The following is a 20,557-nucleotide window of genomic DNA, read 5'->3' as shown; positions in this document are numbered from 1 at the left end:
CCCCATCATACTCCGTTTACTGGGCTTTTTCCAACAGTTTTGGTTTGGCGAAGATCATCCGGCCCGCCGAGGTTTGCAATACGCTGGTCACGAGGACTTCCATCATCGTGCCGATATACTCGCGTCCGCCCTCCACGACGATCATCGTGCCGTCATCCAAATAAGCTACGCCTTGTCCGTGTTCCTTGCCATCCTTGATGATCTGCACCAGAATTTCTTCCCCTGGAAGAACCACCGGTTTGACCGCATTGGCCAGATCATTAATGTTCAACACCGACACACCCTGCAGTTCGCAAACCTTGTTGAGGTTGAAATCATTGGTCACGACTTTGCCCTGCAGCACCTTGGCCAGCTTCACCAGCTTGCTGTCAACTTCGGATATCTCCTCAAAGTCACCTTCATAAATGAGCACTTTGACATCCAGTTCTTTCTGGATTTTATTCAAAATATCAAGACCGCGTCGGCCACGATTTCGCTTCAGCAGATCCGAAGAATCCGCAATATGCTGGAGTTCCTCCAGAACAAACTCCGGAATGACAATCGTACCTTCGATAAATCCCGTTTTGCAAATATCCGCTATTCTCCCGTCAATAATGACGCTTGTGTCCAAAATCTTGTGCTCCTCAACACGACGGCCTTCCGGTTCCGTGGTCTGACTCCATTTGCCGGACATCCAGAGAGACGCCAATTCATCCTTTTTCTCCAGACCAATATGAAATCCGATATAACCCCCGAGAAGTGTTATTCCCACCTGCAGCAGCTGCCCTGCTTGTCCAAGCAAGGTTAAGCCAGGTGATAACAATAATGACAGCAGAAGACCACACAGCAATCCAGCTGTTCCTGCAGCCAGCTCATTCATTGGAATTCCTGAGAACGAAGAGATCAGACTGTGCAGCCATCTCCCGACCCGATCCGAGGACAATACCCCGATCATACCAAACAGTAACCCTCCAAGCACCGCGAAGGCTCCAGCCCCCGCTGCAAAAATCCCCTGACCAAACATAGGCGAGAGTCCTGAGAAAGACCGTTCCAATGTATGATATAACGTATACCCGCCCCATGCTCCGCATAATACTGTAAATGCTAAGATAGCTTTTTTTAACATGAGCTTCCGCACACCTCCTTTTTGCACCTATATAGTTTTGCTTCTATTTTCCAGTATGGTCCAATTTATAAAGTCGTAATCGTACAGTGTCATCTTTTTTTGAAATTATCACCGGAACTCTATGCCAACAAAGAATTTTATAAAGAAGTTTTACTTGCCTTATCTCTCAAATTTGCCTATCCCCATCAGGCTTTATTGCGTGCCGACGCCAGCTTAATCCACGCGATCGACCGCACTTAGTTGCCTGATATTGGTTGAAATCGTCCGAAGGAGTGGAATATAATGAACTCAATTCATAATATCGAGGTGGATGTATAAATGAGCGCTCCTAGTCTACAGGCTTTTCAGGATCAAGTTTCCGAATTGTTGCTCCGTCACCGCAGTCTCTTGGATGTTCTGTCAAAAAATGGTCAAGCCAATGCCTCAGTCAACCGGGCCGTTACCAAGGCTATCACAGAATGCGGATGTATCGAGCTCCACGCCACGAAGCAAACCTTCGATATCGACGCTAATCTCGAGTCAGCCCGAGAAGTAGCAGGAACCCACGTCGAAGGCCATCTATGCGAAAATTGCCGTGAGGCGGTAAGCGCTGAGCTTGGCCGCAGCATATTCTATATGTCTGCCCTTGCAAATCTTCTGGACATTCAACTGGATGAAGTCATTGTTAAGGAGTCACAGAAGTGTTCTACATTGGGGCTTTTTAACCTGTCATAGACCCGCTTTATGATAAAACGGTTCTAACGACCAGGTATTCCATGCATACAAAAAAAAGCATTTATCTCGCTGCTTAAGCAGGGAAATAAATGCTTTTTATTTTTGGTATGCGTTAACGGTCTGAGGAGGAATAAGCCTCGTCAGAGTTGTGGTCATCCTTTTTCCGCCGTTTTTTGCGGGAAAGCCTGCGGAAATTCTGCTTCAAGCCATAGCCTGCATAAAGGACCAGCGGAACAAAAATCAGCTTGGAGGTCTGCTCCGGAAAGAACACGGCAACCATGACTGCCCCAATAATGACGAGCGGGGTAAATTTAATTGCAGTTTTCGGAATGCCAATCTTCTTAAAGTTAGGGTACTTCACTGCGCTAACCATGAGATAAGATAAAAGTAATACGGCAAAAATCATATAAGGAGCTGTAATCTCTTCATGGAATAACGCCAAGGTTGCAAGCACGCCTCCCGCTGCGGGGATCGGCAATCCAATAAAATATCCCGGTATGCCCGGGCGAACATTAAATCTGGCAAGCCGCATTGCGCCGCACATCGGAAATATAGCGGTCACCGTCCAAGCCAGTGCAGTATTGATATCCGTGAACGCTACGGTATACATTATGAGTGCCGGAGCTACGCCAAAGGAGATCACGTCCGATAATGAATCAAGTTCCTTACCGAGTTCGCTTTGAGCATTCAATGCCCGAGCTACCCGGCCATCCAATCCGTCAAGAAGCATGGCAACGATAATCATAATAGCGGCCATACTCGTTCGACCTTCCGTCGCTAAGATGATGCCCACCATTCCGAGAAACAGATTACCTAGCGTAAACATGTTCGGAATTGATTTCGTCATTATTATATTCACCTCGTTAAATGTGCACTTCGATCATCGATTGTAGGCCTTTTAGATTTGTCTGTCAATGAATACTTGTTCCTGCAATCGTTTAAGACCTTCTTTTATGGTGCGCGCACGTACTTCGCCAATCCCATCCACTTCATCAAGCTCGAGGATAGAAGCAGCCATAATGCTGGACAAATCCTGGAACTGGTCCACCAGATTACGGATAATCACATTCGGCAGGCGTGGGATTTTGTTCAGAATACGATAACCGCGCGGCAAGATTTCTTCCTCTGAAGCAGCAGCGGAAGCCGGATAGCCGAGAAGCCTTACAATATGATGAATATCCAGCAATTCCTCATCGGTTGAACGTTTCAGCGACTGTATAATCTCGCGAACCTTCTCTTCGCTGTACTCCCTTGCATAGTCTGCATACAGCAGCCAAGCCTCTTCCTCTATATTGCTTACGAGCTCATCCATTTGCATACTGATCAAACGGCCTTCGTTGCCAAGTTCGTTAATGTAGCGCTTGATCTCTTTCTTGATGCGGAGCACCATCTCCACTCGCTGGATCACATTGATGACTTCCGGAATGGTAACCAGCTCTTCAAATTCGGAAGCGGACAGGTTGGTGAGCGACTGATTAAGTACCACTCGGTATCGCTCCAATGTCTGTATAGCCTGATTGGCTTTAGTTAAGATGACACCAATCTCCTTCAATGAATATCGAAGCGATCCTTGGTACAGTGTAATAATATTCCGGCGCTGCGAAATGGACACGACCAGTTTACCCGTCTGCTTCGCCACGCGTTCAGCCGTTCTGTGCCTTATTCCTGTCTCGATGGAGGATATCGAGGAATCTGGAATGAGCTGAGTATTTGCATATAGAATTCGTTTCAAGTCTTCACTCAAAATAATCGCGCCGTCCATCTTGGCCAGCTCATATAAATAGTTTGGCGAAAAATCGCAGTTAATGGAGAAGCCGCCATCAACCACTTCCATTACCTCCGGGCTATACCCTACGACGATCAGGGCGCCGGTCTTTGCCCGCAGCACGTTCTCCAGCCCGTCGCGAAACGGCGTTCCCGGTGCTACAAGCTTTAGCAAATCATTCATTTTATCCAGTTGGCTCGTTTCTTTCACCTTCATATGCCCCCTAATCTAACGCAACCGCTAATGCATCTGCAACAGTATTTACTCCTATAATTTCAATTCCTTTCGGATGCTTCCATCCCTTCAAGCTCTTCTCCGGCATGAGCACACGCTTAAAGCCCAGCTTCTCTGCTTCCCTTACCCGTTGTTCAGCCCGAGATACGGCACGAACCTCGCCGGTCAGGCCAACCTCGCCAAATATAACATCGTAGGGCTTCGTCGGAATGTCGCGGAAGCTCGATGCAATACTTACCGCTATGGCCAGATCCACTGCAGGTTCATCAAGCTTTACGCCACCCGCGACGTTCAGATAAGCGTCTTGGGTTTGCAGGTACATGCCCATCCGTTTCTCCAGCACAGCAATAATCAGATTCATTCGATGATGATCCACGCCTGTGCCCATCCGCCGCGGGGACGGAAAATGAGTTGTCGAGATAAGAGCCTGCAGTTCGACAAGAACCGGGCGGGTTCCCTCCATACTCGCAACAACCGTCGAACCTGCTACGCCTAATGGCCGTTCGGATAAAAACAGTTCCGATGGATTCCCGACTTCGCGAAGCCCATCCTCACCCATCTCAAAAATGCCGATCTCATTCGTTGAACCGAAACGGTTCTTCACCGCCCGAAGCAAGCGGTACGTATGATGACGCTCCCCTTCAAAATAAAGCACACAGTCCACCATGTGCTCCAGCATCCTCGGTCCTGCAATCGCACCTTCCTTGGTCACGTGACCAACCAGGACGGTAGCAATACCCTTTACTTTTGCCAGCCGCATGAAGCGTGCGGTACACTCCCTCACTTGGGAAACGCTGCCCGGTGCACTGGTTACCTCAGGCAAATACACCGTCTGAATGGAGTCAATGACAACGAAGCCAGGCTGTACGCTCTCAATGGCCTCCTCGATCGATTCCAGATTGGTTTCGCAGAGGACAAACAGCTCCGGGGACAACGCCCCGAGCCGGTCTGCACGGAGCTTGGTCTGGCGTACAGATTCCTCACCGGAAATGTACAGAACGCGAATGCCGTTTTGGGCCAAGCGATTAGAGGCTTGCAGCAGCAATGTGGATTTGCCGATACCGGGGTCGCCGCCTACTAACACAAGCGAGCCCGGGACAAGTCCGCCGCCGAGTACGCGGTTCAGTTCCGCTATGCCCGTCTGGATTCTGGGTTCTTTGCCGCTTTCTATATTTATGATGGAAAGGGGTTTTTCTTTACTATGAAAAAGAGGGGAATTCATCCCCTGCGTCTTGATTACCGTTTCGGTTTCTTCCACCATGGAATTCCATGATTGGCAGCCGGGGCATTTTCCGAACCACTTGGGTGCTTCATAACCACATTCGGTACAGAAAAATTTCGTTTTAGTTTTTGCCATGTAAGTCTCCTTTATGTCGCACATCCTTTGTCGGATTTCGTAAAACCCTGCAAAATCAGGCATTACTCAAAGTTTACCATTTCTTATAATTGGGCGTAAAGGATAATTGGGAACTTTACGCGAAAGCAGGGGTATTTGCTTCAAATTTAAAGGATCAGGAATTAAAAACCCCCGCTGGATTGATTTCCAGCAGGGGTTAACATGCTCTTATTCCGTCTCGGTGGAGACAGCGTTAGCCTTTTCGATCTTGTTCACAACCAGCTCGCCATTCTCCTCATCGATGATGAGCGAGTCACCTTTGGTAACGTTACCCTTCAAGAGCTCCTCGGAGAGACGATCCTCAATGTGCTTCTGGATAGCCCGGCGCAAAGGACGAGCACCGAAAGCAGGATCGTAGCCTTCCTTCGCAATGAAGGCCTTCGCCTTGTCTGTGAGATCGAAATGCACTTCGAAGTCTCTCAGACGCTTGCGCAGCTCGTCGGACATGAGGGTCACGATCTCGGCAATGTGTTTCTCCTCCAGAGAATGGAACACGATGATCTCATCAATTCGGTTCAGGAACTCTGGACGGAAGCTCTTCTTGAGCTCATCCATTACTTTACCCTTCATGTTGTTGTAATCGCGTCCTGCATCCGTCACGGCAGTAAAACCAAGTGTAGAGTTCTTCTTGATCGCTTCCGCACCTACGTTGGAAGTGAGGATGATCAGGGTGTTCCGGAAATCAACCACACGGCCCTTCGAATCGGTCAGACGTCCGTCTTCCAGCACTTGAAGCAAGATATTGAATACCTCAGGATGCGCCTTCTCGATTTCATCGAGGAGAACGACGGAATATGGCTTGCGGCGTACCTTCTCGGTCAATTGACCGCCTTCTTCATAGCCGACATATCCCGGAGGCGCTCCAACAAGGCGGGATGTGGAATGCTTCTCCATGTACTCGGACATATCGATCCGTACAACAGCGTTCTCATCGCCGAACATCGCCTCAGCAAGCGCACGTGCCAGCTCGGTTTTACCTACTCCTGTAGGACCTAGGAAGATGAAGGAGCCCATTGGACGCTTCGGATCTTTCAGACCTGCACGTGCCCGGCGAACGGCCCGGCTGACCGCTTTAACTGCTTCTTCTTGACCAATCACACGGCTGTGCAGAATTTCTTCCAAATTGAGAAGACGCTCAGTCTCTTCTTCCTTCAATTTGTTTACCGGAATCCCCGTCCAGTTGGCTACCACGTCGGCGATATCCTCTGGCGTTACCTCGGAATCGGTACGGCCTTGTTTTTCTTTCCACTGATTCTTGGTGACTTCCAGCTCTTCACGGAGTTTCTGCTCCGTATCACGCAGAGCGGCAGCCTTCTCGAATTCCTGACTTTGAACCGCTGCGTCTTTCTCTTTGCGGATGTCTTCCAGATGAGCTTCCTGATCTTTCAGGTTTGGCGGTATAGTATACGTATGAAGACGAACTTTCGAACCCGCCTCATCAATCAGGTCAATCGCTTTATCCGGCAGGAAGCGGTCCGTAATGTAGCGGTCGGACAATTTCACAGCCTGCTCGATCGCTTCATCCGTAATTTTCACGCGGTGATGCGCTTCATAACGGTCACGCAGTCCATACAGAATCTGAATAGCTTCCTCCGGCGACGGTTGGTCCACCGTAATCGGTTGGAAACGGCGCTCCAGAGCAGCATCTTTTTCGATATATTTGCGATATTCATCCAATGTGGTTGCCCCGATGCACTGAAGCTCCCCACGTGCCAATGAAGGCTTAAGGATGTTTGAAGCGTCAATCGCTCCTTCAGCACCACCTGCGCCGATCAGCGTATGCAGCTCGTCAATGAATAGAATGATATTGCCCGCTTGGCGGATCTCATCCATGATCTTTTTGAGACGATCCTCAAACTCGCCGCGGTATTTGGTTCCTGCAACTACGGAGCCCATATCCAGCGTCATGACTCGTTTATCGCGCAGAGTCTCCGGAATTTCATTGTTAATGATGCGCTGAGCTAACCCTTCCGCAACAGCTGTCTTACCAACACCGGGTTCACCAATCAATACCGGGTTGTTCTTCGTGCGGCGGCTCAGCACCTGAATTACGCGCTCAATCTCCTTGCCCCGGCCAATAACCGGATCCAGGTTGCCTTCCTTGGCGCTTGCCGTCAGGTCACGGGCCAGGCTATCAAGAGTAGGCGTGCTTACATTCTGCGGCGTGCCATGATGACTTGATACCGCCTCACTGCTTCCAAGCAGCTGCAGCACCTGCTGACGGGCTTTGTTCAGGCTGATGCCCAGGTTGTTCAGCACGCGTGCCGCAACCCCTTCACCCTCGCGAATCAGCCCCAGCAAAATATGCTCAGTGCCGACATAGGTATGGCCAAGCTTGCGAGCTTCGTCCATGGAGAGCTCAATTACTTTTTTGGCTCTAGGCGTATAAGCGATATTGGTTGGCTGCTCCTGCCCGCGTCCAATTAATGTTTCCACTTCATCTTGAATCTTCTCAAGACCCAGTCCAAGACCGATCAGCGCTTTGGCTGCAATGCCGTCTCCTTCACGAATAAGTCCAAGCAGGATATGTTCTGTGCCGATATTGTTGTGTCCCAGACGTACTGCTTCTTCTTGAGCCAATGCAAGCACCTTTTGTGCACGTTCTGTAAATCTGCCAAACATCATCGTATTGCACCTCCACGTTTCGATTAATATATTAAATCTCGTGAATTTCGGTGTATCGCCGCTAAGAAGACGTTACAAACCGTTATCCAATGTAAAACGAGATCGTTCCTTAATGATTACCCAATGTTTCTCTGATAAGCTTTGCCCTGTACATGTCGCGTTCGGAAGGATCCATGCCGATACCATAGGTCTTCTGCAGAAATCCCGGCTGTGTTTTTACGTTCAGCTCATTCATGACCGATATATCCGGACCTTCCAGCAGGCCCAAATCCACACCCAGCCGAACATCGGACAATCGCTGGGCCGCTTCCTTGGAATCCATAACTGCCGCATAGGAGAGTATCCCGTACGATCGCATGATCCGATCGGTAATACGAAGCTTGGATTCACCCAGAAGCCTTGCTCTGGCATTCTTCTCATGCTCAATGATTTGCAAGGCGACGCTATGAAGATTCTCAATGATCTCTGCTTCGGTTTGACCGAGTGTAATCTGATTCGAGATTTGGAACAGATTACCCAGTGCTTCACTGCCTTCACCGTAAATGCCTCTAACCGTTAAGCCGACTTGGGATACAGCTGAGAGGATTCGGTTAATCTGCTGTGTCATCACAAGCGCGGGCAGATGCATCATAACCGACGCCCGAAGCCCCGTACCGACATTGGTCGGACAACTCGTAAGATATCCCCGTTTGTCATCAAACGCATAATCGATTTCGGATTCAAATACATCATCGAGCGCTGTCGCACGAGCCCATGCCTCACGAACCTGAAATCCAGGATATAAACACTGTATGCGCAAGTGATCCTCTTCATTGATCATAATGCTGACGGATTCATCTTCTGTAAGGATAACTGCACCGTTTCGGGATTCGTTTGCCAGATTGGGACTAATCAGATGCTTCTCAACGAGAACCTTCTTATCCAGCTCATCAATCTCACTTAATTTAATTACATGCAAATCCCCAAAATCCTGCAAATCCTCTTGATCTTTATCCTCAAGCACACGGGTCAAACGCTCCAGCACTTCTCCCGACTGCTGGTCCGTTGCAAGCAGCGGGAAAGGAAGATGCTGCAGATTGCGCGCCACCCTGACACGGGTGCTGATGACAATGTCGGAATCCTGACCGTTTCCACGCATCCACTCGCTCAGCGCCGAATCGGTAAACCGGAGATTAGACATCACGCATTCCTCCTATTAAAGTGCAAAATCATAATGGTTATTCCTGAGCTATGCTCTTCTCCAGCTCACGGATTTGATCGCGGATCTCGGCAGCTGTTTCAAACTCCTCCTGCACGATCCGCATTTGGAGTTCTTTCTTAAGCTCATCGATCTGACGCTTGATCTGTATCCGACCGCCTGATCGCTTCGGCACCTTCCCGACATGGGAGGTACCTCCATGGACTCGCTTAAACAACGGATCCAATCGATCCGAAAAATATTTATAACACGAGCTGCAGCCAAAACGCCCAAGCTTGCTAAACTGGGAATACGTCATCCCGCATTCTTCGCATCGCAGTGACTGGGCTGTTTTTGCACCAGGGCTCTGCCCTTTGCCAGCAGGATCCAAATCGAGCAGACCCGACAGCAAACTGTGTATAGAAAAACCATTCGACGTGCCGGGGATCAATTCCCCTTTTTCACGGGCACAAGTTTCACAGAAATGGAACTCGGTTTTCTCCCCGTTCACAATTTTGGTGAAATGAAGTGTCGCCGGCCGTTTACCACATTCTTGGCATAACATAACTCCAATGCCTCCTTACACAGACTCACTTACCCAATAAAGAAATAAGCATTGCCTTCATCAATCTTGCGCGCAGCTCATCCCGAAACGGAAGCTTCACATTCAGGCACTCCCTGGAAATGGCAGCCCGCATCAGACTGGCCTCGCGTCTCGTTAGAATCCGGGCTTCTTCCAGCTGATAGATCAATCCTTCAGCTACCGTCTGATCGATCATGGTACCGATGGTATGATGAATATGCTGATGTAACGCAGCATGCTGGGGAAGCTCAATACGCTGAATGCGTATGTATCCGCCTCCCCCTCGCTTACTTTCGACAAGGAAGCCCTTCTCCAGCGTGAATCGTGTACTGATCACATAGTTAATCTGAGATGGAACGCAAGAAAATTGCTCCGCCAGATCGTTTCGTTGAATTTCAACGGTACCTTCCGGACTTTCCTGCAATATACTCTTCAAGTATTGTTCGATAATATCCGAGATATTACGCATGGTCTGTTCATCCTCCACTGTTTGAAACGTTAAGACGGATAGTGACCTTACACGTCCGCACAGAGCCTTACGTTCATTTAACCATAACCAAAATCAGCGAACCCGCCAGCTGACTTTGACTTTCTTTGACTTTAATCTTATTATAGCACATTTTTTCATTTTGCCAAGAGGGCTTTCCGCGAATATCAACAAACTTTTTCCTTCTTATTGTACCCACTTTCCCAAGCTCTTATAGCCTCTATTTGAAGAACATGTTCAAACCTTGGGTAACCTAACATAGAAAAACAGCCTGAAAGCCGATCACACCCGGCCTTCAAGCTGCTTCTTCATAACGCATTCAATTATATATAAATTACGCATCATAGCTGATCAAATAATGCTGCAACTCCGTATTATAATAACCAATACTGTACTCGATAATATTGCCCGCCCCGTCATAAGAAGACCTTAACCGTTTCAATAGCGGAGCACCTACGCTCACGTCCAGTAATTTAGCTGTCGCTTCATTCGCAACGGCAGCGAGAAAGCGATCCCTGAAATTCTCCAGCGTGATTTGGCTCTCCTCGATGCGGTCATACAATGACGGCAGTTCGGTCGAACCGAACGCCTCACCCATGTCTACCTGAGACGATACGTAGTGGGTATAGTAAATAAACGGATTCCCATCAAGCAAATACAATCGTTCAATGAGTAAACAGCGTTCACCAAACTTCTGGAACAAATCGCTGTCAGGCTCATTATGTACCCATTCTGTCTTCAGGTGCCGCTTCCGAATCTGATGTCCCTCTTCAACCAGAATCTCCGTAAACAGCTTTCCCTTGGAAAGCTTGGAGAAGGATGTATTCCGGGTCACCATCGTCCCCACTCCGCTGCGCTTCTCTACATACCCTTCCTGATACAGTTCCTGGATAGCATTACGGACCGTCATTTTACTGACATTGAATTCTTGTTCCAGCTGCGGCTCCGAAGGAATAAGAGAACCTAGGGGATACTCCCCATGCAGAATCCGATCTTTAATGATCTTCTTAATTTGCAAATATAGCGGACCGTTCTTCCGCGTGATCGACATGCCACTCCTACCTTTCCACGTCAGACATATGATGACTCATCGCCTGCAGGACTTCACGTTCGTTCGCGGTCGGCGTATCCCCCGTTACGGTATGGGCCAGCATTGCCGCAGCAGCAGCAAAGTCAACCGTCCGTCCCGGATCGAATCCCTCCGCTATCCCGTGAATAATCCCACTGGCATAGGCATCCCCCGCTCCAATGCGGTCATGGACGGAAAAGGTTAGAGTCTGGGAAAAATAGAACGTTCCATCCGTGTAAAGGTAACCTTGCAGGGAATGGGTATTATCACCGTTGATCTTGCGGTGAGTACCCGATGCAACCTTAATATTATACTTCGCCGTCACCTGCGGGATCAACTCCTGCAGCTGTTCCTTTCGATCCTCCCGGGTCGTCTCCATACCAAGGATATACATGGCGTCTTTCTCATTCATAAATACGATATCCGCCAGGCTCAGCATTTCTTCATAGTGCGGCTTGGCAAATGAATAACGATCTGCTCCCCATAAGGAAGGGCGGTAATTGCAATCGAACACAACCGTGCCGCCATTCGCTTTGACTTCACGGGCCAATGCCTTCATCTGCCCCCGTACCGTATCATTCATGGAGAGCGTGATGCCGCAGAAGTGAATGATATCAATCTGTTCAGCTATCGCTCGGAAATCATACATAGCGTCCTCGGCCGTATTAAAGCTGCTGCCCAAACGATCTGTATAGGTCACGCGTCCAGGCCGGACACCGAATCCGTTCTCCAGAAAATACATGCCCACATACTTGCCGCCACGACTGATTAGCGATGTGCCGATCCCAAGCTTACGCAGGTAAGAGAGCGCTGCTTCGCCAAGTGGATTGTCCGGCAGTGTGCTCACTAAATATCCGTAATGACCAAGCCTTGCTATGGCCGAAGCGATATTCACACCCGTCCCGGAGAAGGAATAATTCAGATGACTCTCTTGAGCCAAGGATGCATATCCCGGTACTTGCAGACGCATCATCACTTCACCATAGGCAGCTATTCTCTTAGGCATATTGATCAACCAGCGCTTTTAGCTTATGGTGCAGCTCTTGAACATCGCTGATGATCGTATCTCCGCTTGCGGAGTCGATAATGGATGAGTACACGTGAGGGATGATCTGCTGTACTCCGGCTTCGAGCGCGATGCGAACGATAGCTTCAAAATTGTCTTTATCAATTCCGCCTGTAGGCTCAAGCGCAAATCCTTCCTCTGCACATGCCTTCGCTACCGCGCGGTACTCATCCTCCAGCTTCAGGCCCTGCATCGGGAAGTACTTGAGCGCATTGCCGCCCATATCGCGGACAAGAGCGATCGCTGACTTCACGGGTACGATGGCTTTGTCAGATCCGGCTGCGCTCACTGGCCCGGTGCTGATGTTCACATATCCCACTTGACCGGAAGGAGACACGAGACTGTTAATCCAGCTATCCTCGCCGCCCAGATTGGCACGTGTAGCCCCAACTGCAGGAAACACCTGATTAATATGTGTCCCCGGATAGCTCTTCACGATCTCTGCTACCACGGCAGCCTGGCGATTATCGCCCGCTCCAAGCCCAATGGATACCGCATCTTCAATAGCGGCGCCGTATTCTTTCATCGCGATCACAGCTTCTTGCGCGCTCGGATAATTCTTGGATAACACACCGACCAGAACATGCCCTTCAGACGCTTCAAATATGTCCTTAGCATTCTGAATGCTGCCTGCAAGAACGTTCAAGGCCGTGCGGTTTTTGTAAAGACGTTTCTCCATATTTGCCATCTTAGTTTCCCCCTGCAATCTGTTGTATTCTTGTAATAATGACTTGCAAATCATCGCCGGATAACGAGCGTGGATCAATATCAAAATACCCTTGGCGAACTCCGTAGTCCCTTGTATAAACGGCGATATCACCTTCGCGAAGCTGGTCGTTCATGTTCTTGGCACTAACTCTTGCCGCTTCCTCATCCACTTTTACCCGACCCCGGAAGATCGCTCTTCCTGCTTCATCCTGCACAATAGTTACCTCAATGCCCCGTAAATTCGACAGAGTTTTCATTTGCTCAAGGGCAGCCTTTTCCTGTTCACTCTTGTCTTCCTTGACCATATATTCGTCCAATGCCTGGAGAAGTCCGAATGTCGTTTCCTTACCTACCTTCATGCTGCGACCGATACCATGAAGCTGCGCCTTCACCCATTCGACATATTGACGCTTGCCGCCTACGATGCCCGAGGTCGGACCTTCGATGGCTTTGGAGCCGCTGTATATAGCCAGATCCCCATACTTTACATACTTCTGAATATCCTCTTCCGCAGCAGCATCCACGATCAGCGGCACCCCATGCGCCTGAGCCACTTCCGCCGCTTCCTCTACCGAGATCATATTTTTCTGTACACAGTGATGGGATTTAACATATAAAATAGCAGCTGTCCGCTCATTAATCGCCTCGGCAATATGCTCTTTACGGCCTTCGTTAGCGTATCCAACTTCAACAACCTTGCCGCCTCCGAGGTAAACCATCGTCTCAACCGGAGCGCCGTATTGCACATTATGTCCTTTGAACATAATGATTTCATTTTTTGCGATCGGCTCTTGATGCAGTCTGTCGCTGCGCCGGCGCTGACCTTCAGTGACAATGCCTGCCACGGAAAGCGCAATTCCACTGGAAGCGGAATTAACAACAACCGCTGCTTCTGAGCCGAGAATACGAGCTATGTAATCGCCGGCCTTGTCTACCAGGTCCGCGATCTCGACGTAGCTCTGACCGCCGATCCGCATCGCTTCCATCACGCTGTTCGTTGGGGCCGATACTCCGAGAATACTCATTCGCCCGCTCGCGTTAACGACACGTTTTAGTCCATATTTAGCATGTAACGAATGATCCATTGACTACCACTCCTCTGGCTTCAATATATCGGTCAGCAACTCGGACTTCCCCTTCGGAATCCGTTAAGTTCATAGCTCCCTGCTGGACCGCGAACAACGTCAGGTGAGCAGCATCGCCGACCTGAATTCGGCCAAGCTCGGGCCTGTGCAGCCACGCCGCTGCTTGGTCCGTCACGGCAGAGACGACCTCCTGCAGACTATAGCCTAAATACAAAAATTTCGTCAAAACATTGGCCAAGCTGTATACTGGACCATCGATGCGATTGCCGCGATATATATCGGTGCTGATCGTATCAAATTTAATCCCATGTTTCTTCGCATATTCCGCAACCAGGAACGAGAAGCTTGCTGTTCCGTGACCCACGTCCAGATGTACGCCGCGGTCTATCGCTTCCAACAATGCAGGGATAGGCTCTCCGGTCGATTCAAACAGATTGTTGGCTTTTCCGTTCAAATAATGTGTGATGATGTCATCCTTTTGAAGCAGCTCCAGCACTTCCTCAATCGGAGGAGGGCCTGATCCAATATGCACCATAAGCGGGAGCGACGTTAACTTGGACAGCTCTCTGGCTAGTCGAAGCGGCTCTACCCCGTTGTCCTTGACTACGCTTTTGCTGATTCTTGCCTTGAGACCAACGATTAAATCCGGATATGTGCATATCGCTTTCTGTGCCTTCTCGGCATCGATCCACTCCAGACGGGAAAGCTCGTCGATCCGCTGAAGTCCGATATGGGAAATATTTAAAAAAGCAAACACATTCGTCTTGGATTTGGCAACCTCGTTCGCAAGGTCCCCGATCGTATCCGCTCCACAGCTCCCGGCATCGATAATCGTAGCAACTCCTTGCTTAACGCCGATCTCGTCGATGGCATCCCCGTAAGGATTGAGCTTGGCAACCGCATGAACATGCATATCGATCCAGCCGCTGGAAACATATAATCCTGTACCATCAAAGCGGTTGGTTCCCGAAGCCGTATTTGCTTCAGTTATCTCCGTGATGAACCCATTCTCCATGACAATGTCAAAAGGTTTATCATCGTGTACGGTCTGTACATTATGCAGCACAAAACGCTGCTCCAATATCTTCATATCCTCACCCCTTTGGCCTTGCTGGTCTTTCCTGAACTCTTCTTCATTCCGCTGATTTACATGGGGAATATTCGTAACGGTTATAGCATAGCACAGAACTTCGTTCACGTGAATATAACGTTATAATGTTTAAATTATTTTATATCATATGAAGACTATTCCGGCTTATCGTATCCAATAAAATCGATGTAGTATGGTTATGGTTCTATTTTACCAGTACGATCTCCTTCCATTCGGGGACGAAAAAAGAGACCGCCGTCAGAAGGCTGCCTCTTTTGTTCACATTCTATGATATGTTCCATTCATTCATATTAACCGGACACATGAAGCAAGTCTCTAAGATTAAACTTCTACCTTCCGATCAATCAAATAGACAGTAGCATACAAGATTAAGACCGCTGCTACTACTTCAAAAGCAAATGCGCCCCATACCCAGGCATGATGCCCTTGGGAGAAAGTAAAGCCCGTGTAATCGATAACTGAAAAGGAAGCTACCGGTCCGCTGAATGCTGTATCATCTCCGAAGAGAAATTCACTAAGCCAGCCCAGAACATTTTGCAATAGGAAGAAAATAAGAATACCAATCCAGACGCCACCCTTCCTTGTTAAGCTGCTGGCCACAGCGATGGAAAAAAACAACGTTATCATCACGTAGATGAATTTCCATACTATGAACACCAAGAGACTGACATAATACATCAATGACGAATCGGAAAAATGGATGACCTCCCACGGAAAGCCTGCAGCGCTCCCATAGTACCAAATATGCAGAGCCATCAGTACGCCCAGGACCAGCAGGTTTGCACATGCGAGTATCAGTGAGGAAACCACGCTCCACACGGAGCGTACCGGGAGCAGACGCCGATGATATGCTTTAATATTGTAGCCAAAGGTCTTGCCAGTCACCACAAGAAGCAGAACACTCATCGAAGTGTAAGCCAACATACTTAAGACGATCATGACTGCCAGGTCCCAGTTCCTCACAGTGCCTAACACCGTGATTCCTATCTGTACCATCAGGAGGATGGCGAAGGCGCCAAGCAGCATCGTAGAGTTTCTTTTCCAGTCGTATTTCAACACTCTCATCATTCCGCATACACCTCTTTAAACATCTCATCCACGCTTTTTCCGTGTTTTAAGCGGATGTTCTCCACTTCGTCATACATGACAACCTCACCATCGCGAATAAATATGACTTCATCAAATATCCGTTCAATATCCCGGACAAGATGGGTTGAAATGATAATGCTGCTGTCCTCGTCGTAGAATTCCACGATTGCATCCAATATTTTTCCGCGAGCTATGGGATCTACCCCGCCGATGGGTTCATCCAGCATATACAGCTGAGCTTCACGGGACAAAGCCAATGTTAACTGCAAACGTTCATTCATGCCCTTGGACAAGGAACTGATGCGATCATTGGTTTTTAAGTTCATGAATTCCAGCATCTTGCGGGCTTTCTCTACATTAAAATCCTCATAAAAATCCTTAAAGTATGCCAAGGCATCCGATACCTTCATCCATGATTCGGTCACGGGACGGTCCGGCATGAAGGATAGCATGACTTTGGTCTCCAGACCGACCGGTTTGCCGCACACCTCCACACTGCCTGCTGTAGGATGGATCAGCCCAGCTGCCATCTTCATGAGGGTGCTCTTTCCGCTGCCGTTGGTGCCTAGCAGGCCAATAATTTTTCCACCGCTTATCTCTAGATTCACATCATGTAATGCTCTCCGTCCCCCTGCATAAGTCTTGCTCACATTCCGTACTTTTAACAGGTTCTCCATCATGGTATCACCTCTGTTCTAAATTTATGGCTGCTTCACAGCATCTTCCACGACCGTTATGATATCTTGTTCCGTAAAGCCAAGCTCCTGCATACCGCGAATGAATCGTTCCAGCAGATCGCCGGCCATTTCTTTTTTAATCGCCATTATTGTAGACTCCTCGCCTGTTACATATCGGCCCAATCCCCGCCGCGTTTCCACGATACCCTCACGCTCCAATTCTTGAAAAGTACGCTGCACCGTATTTGGATTTATTTGAAGCTCACTTGCTAATTCTCGAACTGACGGTATTTTATCTCCTGGCTTAAGATTGCCGATGATGATTTCTTTTTTTAGATACGTCATGATCTGTAAATAGATTGGCAGATTATTATCAAATTCTATACTCACTGTCGGGTTGCTCCTTTCCGCCGCTCTACCTCGTACTCTGGTTTCTTATGCGACATCCCTTTTTTTAAACGTAACAAAGCCTATCAGTAGAAACAAGAGGAGGTATACAGCGAGCACAATCATTGAGAAGGTCAAGCTCATGCCGGGAATCGGAGAACTCGAACCCCCGCTATATATCGATAGATCCACATTCAGAAACAGCAGGTATTTGGACCAGGAGTAGCGTGCAAGCAGCTGAACCACCATGCTCTCCATAATCACTATAAACATCCCAATGCCGATGGCAGGACCTGTTGATCTCGTGAGAATGCCTACCATAAAGGTTAGCGTTACATATACGATGGTATACACCAGGTTGTTCACTGCAGCACTGAGCACATCGCCAAGAGTAACGGTGCCGCCATCCATGCCGAACGTAATTTGACCGGTCAGCACAGCTACTGCACACATGAAAGCCACAAGCGTTATCAAGTACAACAACACGGCCACATATTTTGATGCCAAAATGGTTGAGCGGCTCTGTGCTCGTATGAGCAGCAGTTTAATTGTTCCCATGCTGTGCTCCTTCGCCACGGTTCCTGCCGTAACGACAATAGCCAGCAAGGTGAGCATTTGTCCCATTCCCTTGGTAGAAACGGCCATGTGGGCAAATTCATAACCGGTATTCCCGCCGCCAGCAAACTTGTAGAGCATGAAAGCCGTGATGATCACCATTCCCGCTAGAAGTACATAAGGCAGGATAAAGCTGCGTTTTTTGGCCATTTTGAGCCACTCGTTCCAGACGAGATTTCCAAAGCTACGCAATGCGGTTGCCTCCTGTCCATTTTAAGAATTCTTCTTCGAGTGATGACTTTATCTCTTCCACCCGGTAAATCCGCACTCTAGCATCGCACAGAGACTGGATCAGCGCAGGTATATCCTCTTCACGAAGTTGAAGGATAATAGTTCCCTCCTCCGCTTTGCTTTGCATGGTGATATTCTGCAGATGTCTAATGGTTTGTTCAGCCATTGCCACATCATTCACGCGGACGCGTACCGTGGGGAGCTCTTCATTAACGGTTTTCGCCCCGATAGAACGTTCGGTGACCAGCTTACCTTCTTGAATGACAACCACACGACTGCACATCAGTTCCATCTCCGATAGTAAGTGACTGGATACAAGAATGGCAATTCCCTCATTTATAGCAATCTGTTTCAAGTAATCTCGCATCTCGCGGATGCCGGCTGGATCAAGTCCATTCGTCGGCTCGTCAAGAATAAGAATCGATGGATTATGCAGCAATGCCTGTGCTATTCCTAGCCGTTGACGCATTCCCAGAGAATAAGCACGAACCTTCTTGTGAATGGCATCTTGCAGCCCGACCAGCTTCACCACCTCCATAATTCTGGTAATGGTTACTCCATCAGTCATTCGCTGGTACTGTCTCAGGTTGTCATACCCGCTCATATAAGGATAAAATTCAGGATTCTCGATAATGCCGCCAATATGGCGGATCGCTTGAACAAAATCGGACTTAATGCTGTGTCCCTTCACCCGCACATCACCATGGGACATCTCGATCAATCCTACGATCATCCGAATAGTTGTCGTTTTGCCTGCACCGTTTGGTCCAAGCAAGCCTACAATTTCACCGCTATGAATGTCGAAGGATAAGCTGTCTACAATATTTTTCTTACCAATTGTTTTGGTGACCTGTTCGACACTAAGAACGACTGGCCCTTTCTTGGGATCTTTCCTTTTGGTGGAGACCGACCCGCTTATTTCATCAATCAATTCGCCTGAGGTATTCTCTATGTTCGTTGTTAATTCGTTTGAATCGTTTCCGCTCATGTATTTGTTCCACTCCTCTTCGTACCAGTGTTATAGTTAAATAGTACACTAGTGTTTTGGTTCTGTAAAGCCTATTTTATTAAATTCTATACATTGACATCCAAGGGTTGGGAAAATATACTGGTTATACATAACCAAATGGTTATGTATAACAGAGATGGGGGAATCGAATTGAGTGATTTATACCGTGCAATATCAGATCCCATCCGTAGGAAGATATTGAATATGGTTGCTCATCAGGAGCTGGCCCAGCTTGAGATCGTGAAAGCTTTCCATATCTCGCAGCCAGCCATTAAAAAACATCTTACAATCTTGATGGATGAAGAGTTATTGCTTGTTCGTAAGGAAGGGAAATACTGCTATTACCGGCTGAATACACCGATTTTTCAGCGCGGATATGAGGATCTTCAAGATGAATTGGGTGCGATTCTGGAGAACAAATTGAGCAGACTCAAACAATATTTAGAGGGGGATAACTAATTGACATCTATTTTCAAGCATGTAAAACGAGAGATCATTATTCGCACTACACCGGAGAGAGTATGGTCGGCGTTAACCGATCCGCAAGAACGCAATCGTTGGGAAACCCAGCATTGTGAAATCGACTTAAAGCTCGGAGGCCAAATAGCTCTGGATTATGGCTGGGGCGTGTCTTATAAAGGTACCATCGTTGAACTTGTCCCTCCTCATAAACTTACTCTCAAGGGAGAGGATGAAGAACTGACAATTTGGACAATAACACCGCATGCGGAGGGAAGCCTAGTCAACATTGAATACACTGGTTTATGGTCTAATGAACGGGAATACATGATGATGGACAATATGGCTTTTGGTACATACCGATTTATGCGCAATATGAAAAGCGTACTGGAAGGACAATCTGATCTCCGCCCCACTTTCTGGTCCAGCTGGATCGGCGTAAATCATTATACATACCGTGACAGCCGCATAGAGGGCGTTAAAGTCATAGAAGTGTTTCCTAATACAACCGCTGACGGTGTCATCGAAATAGGTGACATTATCATCCGTGTGGATGGTAAGGGCATTCACGACTATGATGAGTTTGAAGATAAAGTCACTTCTATGACACCCGGCGAGGAGATTGCGATCGAATTCGTTCGACACGGGACCTTACACCGTGTTGTGCTTCTCGCACTCCCTTATGGACTGAAGAAAGAAATTGAAGCTTAGCAATGAGCAAATATCAGGGACATTGGAAATAATCCAGGGACTTCTGATGAAGCGCTTATTATCATTAGCTCTAAAATTCTATGGACGATCCTGTCGGGTCGTCTTCTTTATGAATGCTCCAAGAGTTTCTTCAGATGATATGAGGGCTAAAAATAGGAAAAGACCGTTATCGATGACTCGATAACGGTCTTTATGGTTGTTCGCTTGGCGACGTCCTACTCTCCCGGGACCCTGCGGTCCAAGTACCATCGGCG

Annotated in this window: 21 protein-coding genes; 3 read left to right on the top strand and 18 right to left on the bottom strand. The window is 48.2% G+C overall.

Going from position 1 to position 20,557, the window contains the following annotated elements; all coding sequences use genetic code 11:
- Positions 1-16 precede the first annotated feature (16 nt).
- Entirely contained in the window at positions 17-1,105 is a 1,089-nt protein-coding gene (locus tag AM231_RS27550; RefSeq protein WP_053491274.1) for a PIN/TRAM domain-containing protein, read from the bottom strand.
- 318 nt (positions 1,106-1,423) lie between these two features.
- Between AM231_RS27550 and AM231_RS27545 the strand changes: the two genes are divergently transcribed.
- Complete coding sequence (locus AM231_RS27545) at positions 1,424-1,819, top strand: nucleoside triphosphate pyrophosphohydrolase family protein (protein ID WP_054405479.1); 396 nt, start codon at positions 1,424-1,426, stop codon at positions 1,817-1,819.
- A 112-nt stretch (positions 1,820-1,931) separates the two neighbouring features.
- Here AM231_RS27545 and pssA read toward each other — a convergent pair whose 3' ends face one another.
- The 17 genes from pssA to AM231_RS27460 form a co-directional block, all read right to left on the bottom strand.
- Positions 1,932-2,669, bottom strand: a complete 738-nt coding sequence (gene pssA, locus AM231_RS27540) for a CDP-diacylglycerol--serine O-phosphatidyltransferase (protein ID WP_053494090.1) — start codon at positions 2,667-2,669, stop codon at positions 1,932-1,934.
- 48 nt (positions 2,670-2,717) lie between these two features.
- Positions 2,718-3,794 (bottom strand): DNA integrity scanning diadenylate cyclase DisA, encoded by a 1,077-nt coding sequence (gene disA, locus AM231_RS27535; RefSeq protein ID WP_053494089.1) that lies wholly within the window; start codon positions 3,792-3,794, stop codon positions 2,718-2,720.
- Between the two features lie 13 nt (positions 3,795-3,807).
- Complete coding sequence (radA, locus tag AM231_RS27530; protein ID WP_054405478.1) at positions 3,808-5,175, bottom strand: DNA repair protein RadA; 1,368 nt, start codon at positions 5,173-5,175, stop codon at positions 3,808-3,810.
- 207 nt (positions 5,176-5,382) lie between these two features.
- Positions 5,383-7,839 carry an ATP-dependent protease ATP-binding subunit ClpC gene (gene clpC / locus AM231_RS27525; RefSeq protein ID WP_054405477.1) on the bottom strand — a complete coding sequence of 819 codons (2,457 nt, stop codon included), beginning with the start codon at positions 7,837-7,839 and terminating at the stop codon, positions 5,383-5,385.
- Between the two features lie 109 nt (positions 7,840-7,948).
- Entirely contained in the window at positions 7,949-9,019 is a 1,071-nt protein-coding gene (gene mcsB / locus AM231_RS27520; protein WP_054405476.1) for a protein-arginine kinase McsB, read from the bottom strand.
- A gap of 37 nt (positions 9,020-9,056) precedes the next feature.
- Positions 9,057-9,581 carry a protein-arginine kinase activator protein McsA gene (gene mcsA / locus AM231_RS27515; RefSeq protein ID WP_053491269.1) on the bottom strand — a complete coding sequence of 175 codons (525 nt, stop codon included), beginning with the start codon at positions 9,579-9,581 and terminating at the stop codon, positions 9,057-9,059.
- Between the two features lie 25 nt (positions 9,582-9,606).
- Positions 9,607-10,068, bottom strand: a complete 462-nt coding sequence (locus tag AM231_RS27510; RefSeq protein WP_054405475.1) for a CtsR family transcriptional regulator — start codon at positions 10,066-10,068, stop codon at positions 9,607-9,609.
- Positions 10,069-10,420: 352 nt separating this feature from the next.
- Entirely contained in the window at positions 10,421-11,137 is a 717-nt protein-coding gene (locus AM231_RS27505; protein ID WP_054405474.1) for a GntR family transcriptional regulator, read from the bottom strand.
- 7 nt (positions 11,138-11,144) lie between these two features.
- Entirely contained in the window at positions 11,145-12,161 is a 1,017-nt protein-coding gene (locus AM231_RS27500) for a sugar kinase (protein WP_054405473.1), read from the bottom strand.
- Positions 12,154-12,909 (bottom strand): 2-dehydro-3-deoxy-phosphogluconate aldolase, encoded by a 756-nt coding sequence (dagF, locus tag AM231_RS27495; protein WP_054405472.1) that lies wholly within the window; start codon positions 12,907-12,909, stop codon positions 12,154-12,156. Before dagF ends, AM231_RS27500 begins: the two co-directional genes overlap by 8 nt.
- 1 nt (position 12,910) lies before the next feature.
- Entirely contained in the window at positions 12,911-14,014 is a 1,104-nt protein-coding gene (locus tag AM231_RS27490; protein ID WP_054405471.1) for a DgaE family pyridoxal phosphate-dependent ammonia lyase, read from the bottom strand.
- Positions 13,992-15,095, bottom strand: coding sequence for an amidohydrolase/deacetylase family metallohydrolase (locus AM231_RS27485; protein WP_054405542.1), 1,104 nt, complete (start codon positions 15,093-15,095; stop codon positions 13,992-13,994). Before AM231_RS27485 ends, AM231_RS27490 begins: the two co-directional genes overlap by 23 nt.
- A gap of 351 nt (positions 15,096-15,446) precedes the next feature.
- The gene (locus AM231_RS27480) at positions 15,447-16,193 is read right to left on the bottom strand and encodes a hypothetical protein (protein WP_054405470.1); all 747 of its coding nucleotides are present in this window, start codon (positions 16,191-16,193) and stop codon (positions 15,447-15,449) included.
- Positions 16,190-16,891 carry an ABC transporter ATP-binding protein gene (locus tag AM231_RS27475; protein WP_207383701.1) on the bottom strand — a complete coding sequence of 234 codons (702 nt, stop codon included), beginning with the start codon at positions 16,889-16,891 and terminating at the stop codon, positions 16,190-16,192. The genes AM231_RS27480 and AM231_RS27475 overlap by 4 nt, the downstream gene beginning before the upstream one ends.
- Before the next feature lie 24 nt (positions 16,892-16,915).
- On the bottom strand, positions 16,916-17,281 hold the full coding sequence (locus AM231_RS27470; protein ID WP_054405468.1) for a GntR family transcriptional regulator: 366 nt from the start codon (positions 17,279-17,281) through the stop codon (positions 16,916-16,918).
- A 45-nt stretch (positions 17,282-17,326) separates the two neighbouring features.
- Positions 17,327-18,085, bottom strand: a complete 759-nt coding sequence (locus tag AM231_RS27465) for an ABC transporter permease (RefSeq protein ID WP_054405467.1) — start codon at positions 18,083-18,085, stop codon at positions 17,327-17,329.
- Positions 18,078-19,112 carry an ABC transporter ATP-binding protein gene (locus AM231_RS27460; protein ID WP_054405466.1) on the bottom strand — a complete coding sequence of 345 codons (1,035 nt, stop codon included), beginning with the start codon at positions 19,110-19,112 and terminating at the stop codon, positions 18,078-18,080. The genes AM231_RS27465 and AM231_RS27460 overlap by 8 nt, the downstream gene beginning before the upstream one ends.
- Positions 19,113-19,250: 138 nt before the next feature.
- Here AM231_RS27460 and AM231_RS27455 point away from each other — a divergent pair, with 138 nt between their 5' ends.
- Positions 19,251-19,592, top strand: a complete 342-nt coding sequence (locus AM231_RS27455) for a metalloregulator ArsR/SmtB family transcription factor (protein WP_242615324.1) — start codon at positions 19,251-19,253, stop codon at positions 19,590-19,592.
- Positions 19,593-20,303, top strand: coding sequence for an SRPBCC family protein (locus tag AM231_RS27450; protein WP_054405464.1), 711 nt, complete (start codon positions 19,593-19,595; stop codon positions 20,301-20,303). It abuts the gene before it with no gap.
- The last annotated feature ends 254 nt before the right edge of the window (positions 20,304-20,557 follow it).

It is taken from the genome of Paenibacillus solani, assembly GCF_001277345.1.
GTDB lineage: Bacteria > Bacillota > Bacilli > Paenibacillales > Paenibacillaceae > Paenibacillus_AQ > Paenibacillus_AQ solani.
Note: the sequence above shows the minus strand (reverse complement) of the source record. Positions and strands in the feature narration are given on the sequence as shown.

Coding starts and splice junctions, on each gene's coding strand:
- AM231_RS27550 (WP_053491274.1), bottom strand. CDS start 1,105: ATGTTAAAAAAAGCTATCTTAGCATTTACAGTATTATGCGGAGCATGG.
- mcsB (WP_054405476.1), bottom strand. CDS start 9,019: ATGTCTAATCTCCGGTTTACCGATTCGGCGCTGAGCGAGTGGATGCGT.
- clpC (WP_054405477.1), bottom strand. CDS start 7,839: ATGATGTTTGGCAGATTTACAGAACGTGCACAAAAGGTGCTTGCATTG.
- AM231_RS27510 (WP_054405475.1), bottom strand. CDS start 10,068: ATGCGTAATATCTCGGATATTATCGAACAATACTTGAAGAGTATATTG.
- AM231_RS27500 (WP_054405473.1), bottom strand. CDS start 12,161: ATGCCTAAGAGAATAGCTGCCTATGGTGAAGTGATGATGCGTCTGCAA.
- AM231_RS27545 (WP_054405479.1), top strand. CDS start 1,424: ATGAGCGCTCCTAGTCTACAGGCTTTTCAGGATCAAGTTTCCGAATTG.
- AM231_RS27505 (WP_054405474.1), bottom strand. CDS start 11,137: ATGTCGATCACGCGGAAGAACGGTCCGCTATATTTGCAAATTAAGAAG.
- AM231_RS27490 (WP_054405471.1), bottom strand. CDS start 14,014: ATGGATCATTCGTTACATGCTAAATATGGACTAAAACGTGTCGTTAAC.
- mcsA (WP_053491269.1), bottom strand. CDS start 9,581: ATGTTATGCCAAGAATGTGGTAAACGGCCGGCGACACTTCATTTCACC.
- AM231_RS27480 (WP_054405470.1), bottom strand. CDS start 16,193: ATGATGAGAGTGTTGAAATACGACTGGAAAAGAAACTCTACGATGCTG.
- dagF (WP_054405472.1), bottom strand. CDS start 12,909: ATGGCAAATATGGAGAAACGTCTTTACAAAAACCGCACGGCCTTGAAC.
- AM231_RS27455 (WP_242615324.1), top strand. CDS start 19,251: ATGGTTATGTATAACAGAGATGGGGGAATCGAATTGAGTGATTTATAC.
- AM231_RS27475 (WP_207383701.1), bottom strand. CDS start 16,891: ATGGAGAACCTGTTAAAAGTACGGAATGTGAGCAAGACTTATGCAGGG.
- radA (WP_054405478.1), bottom strand. CDS start 5,175: ATGGCAAAAACTAAAACGAAATTTTTCTGTACCGAATGTGGTTATGAA.
- AM231_RS27460 (WP_054405466.1), bottom strand. CDS start 19,112: ATGAGCGGAAACGATTCAAACGAATTAACAACGAACATAGAGAATACC.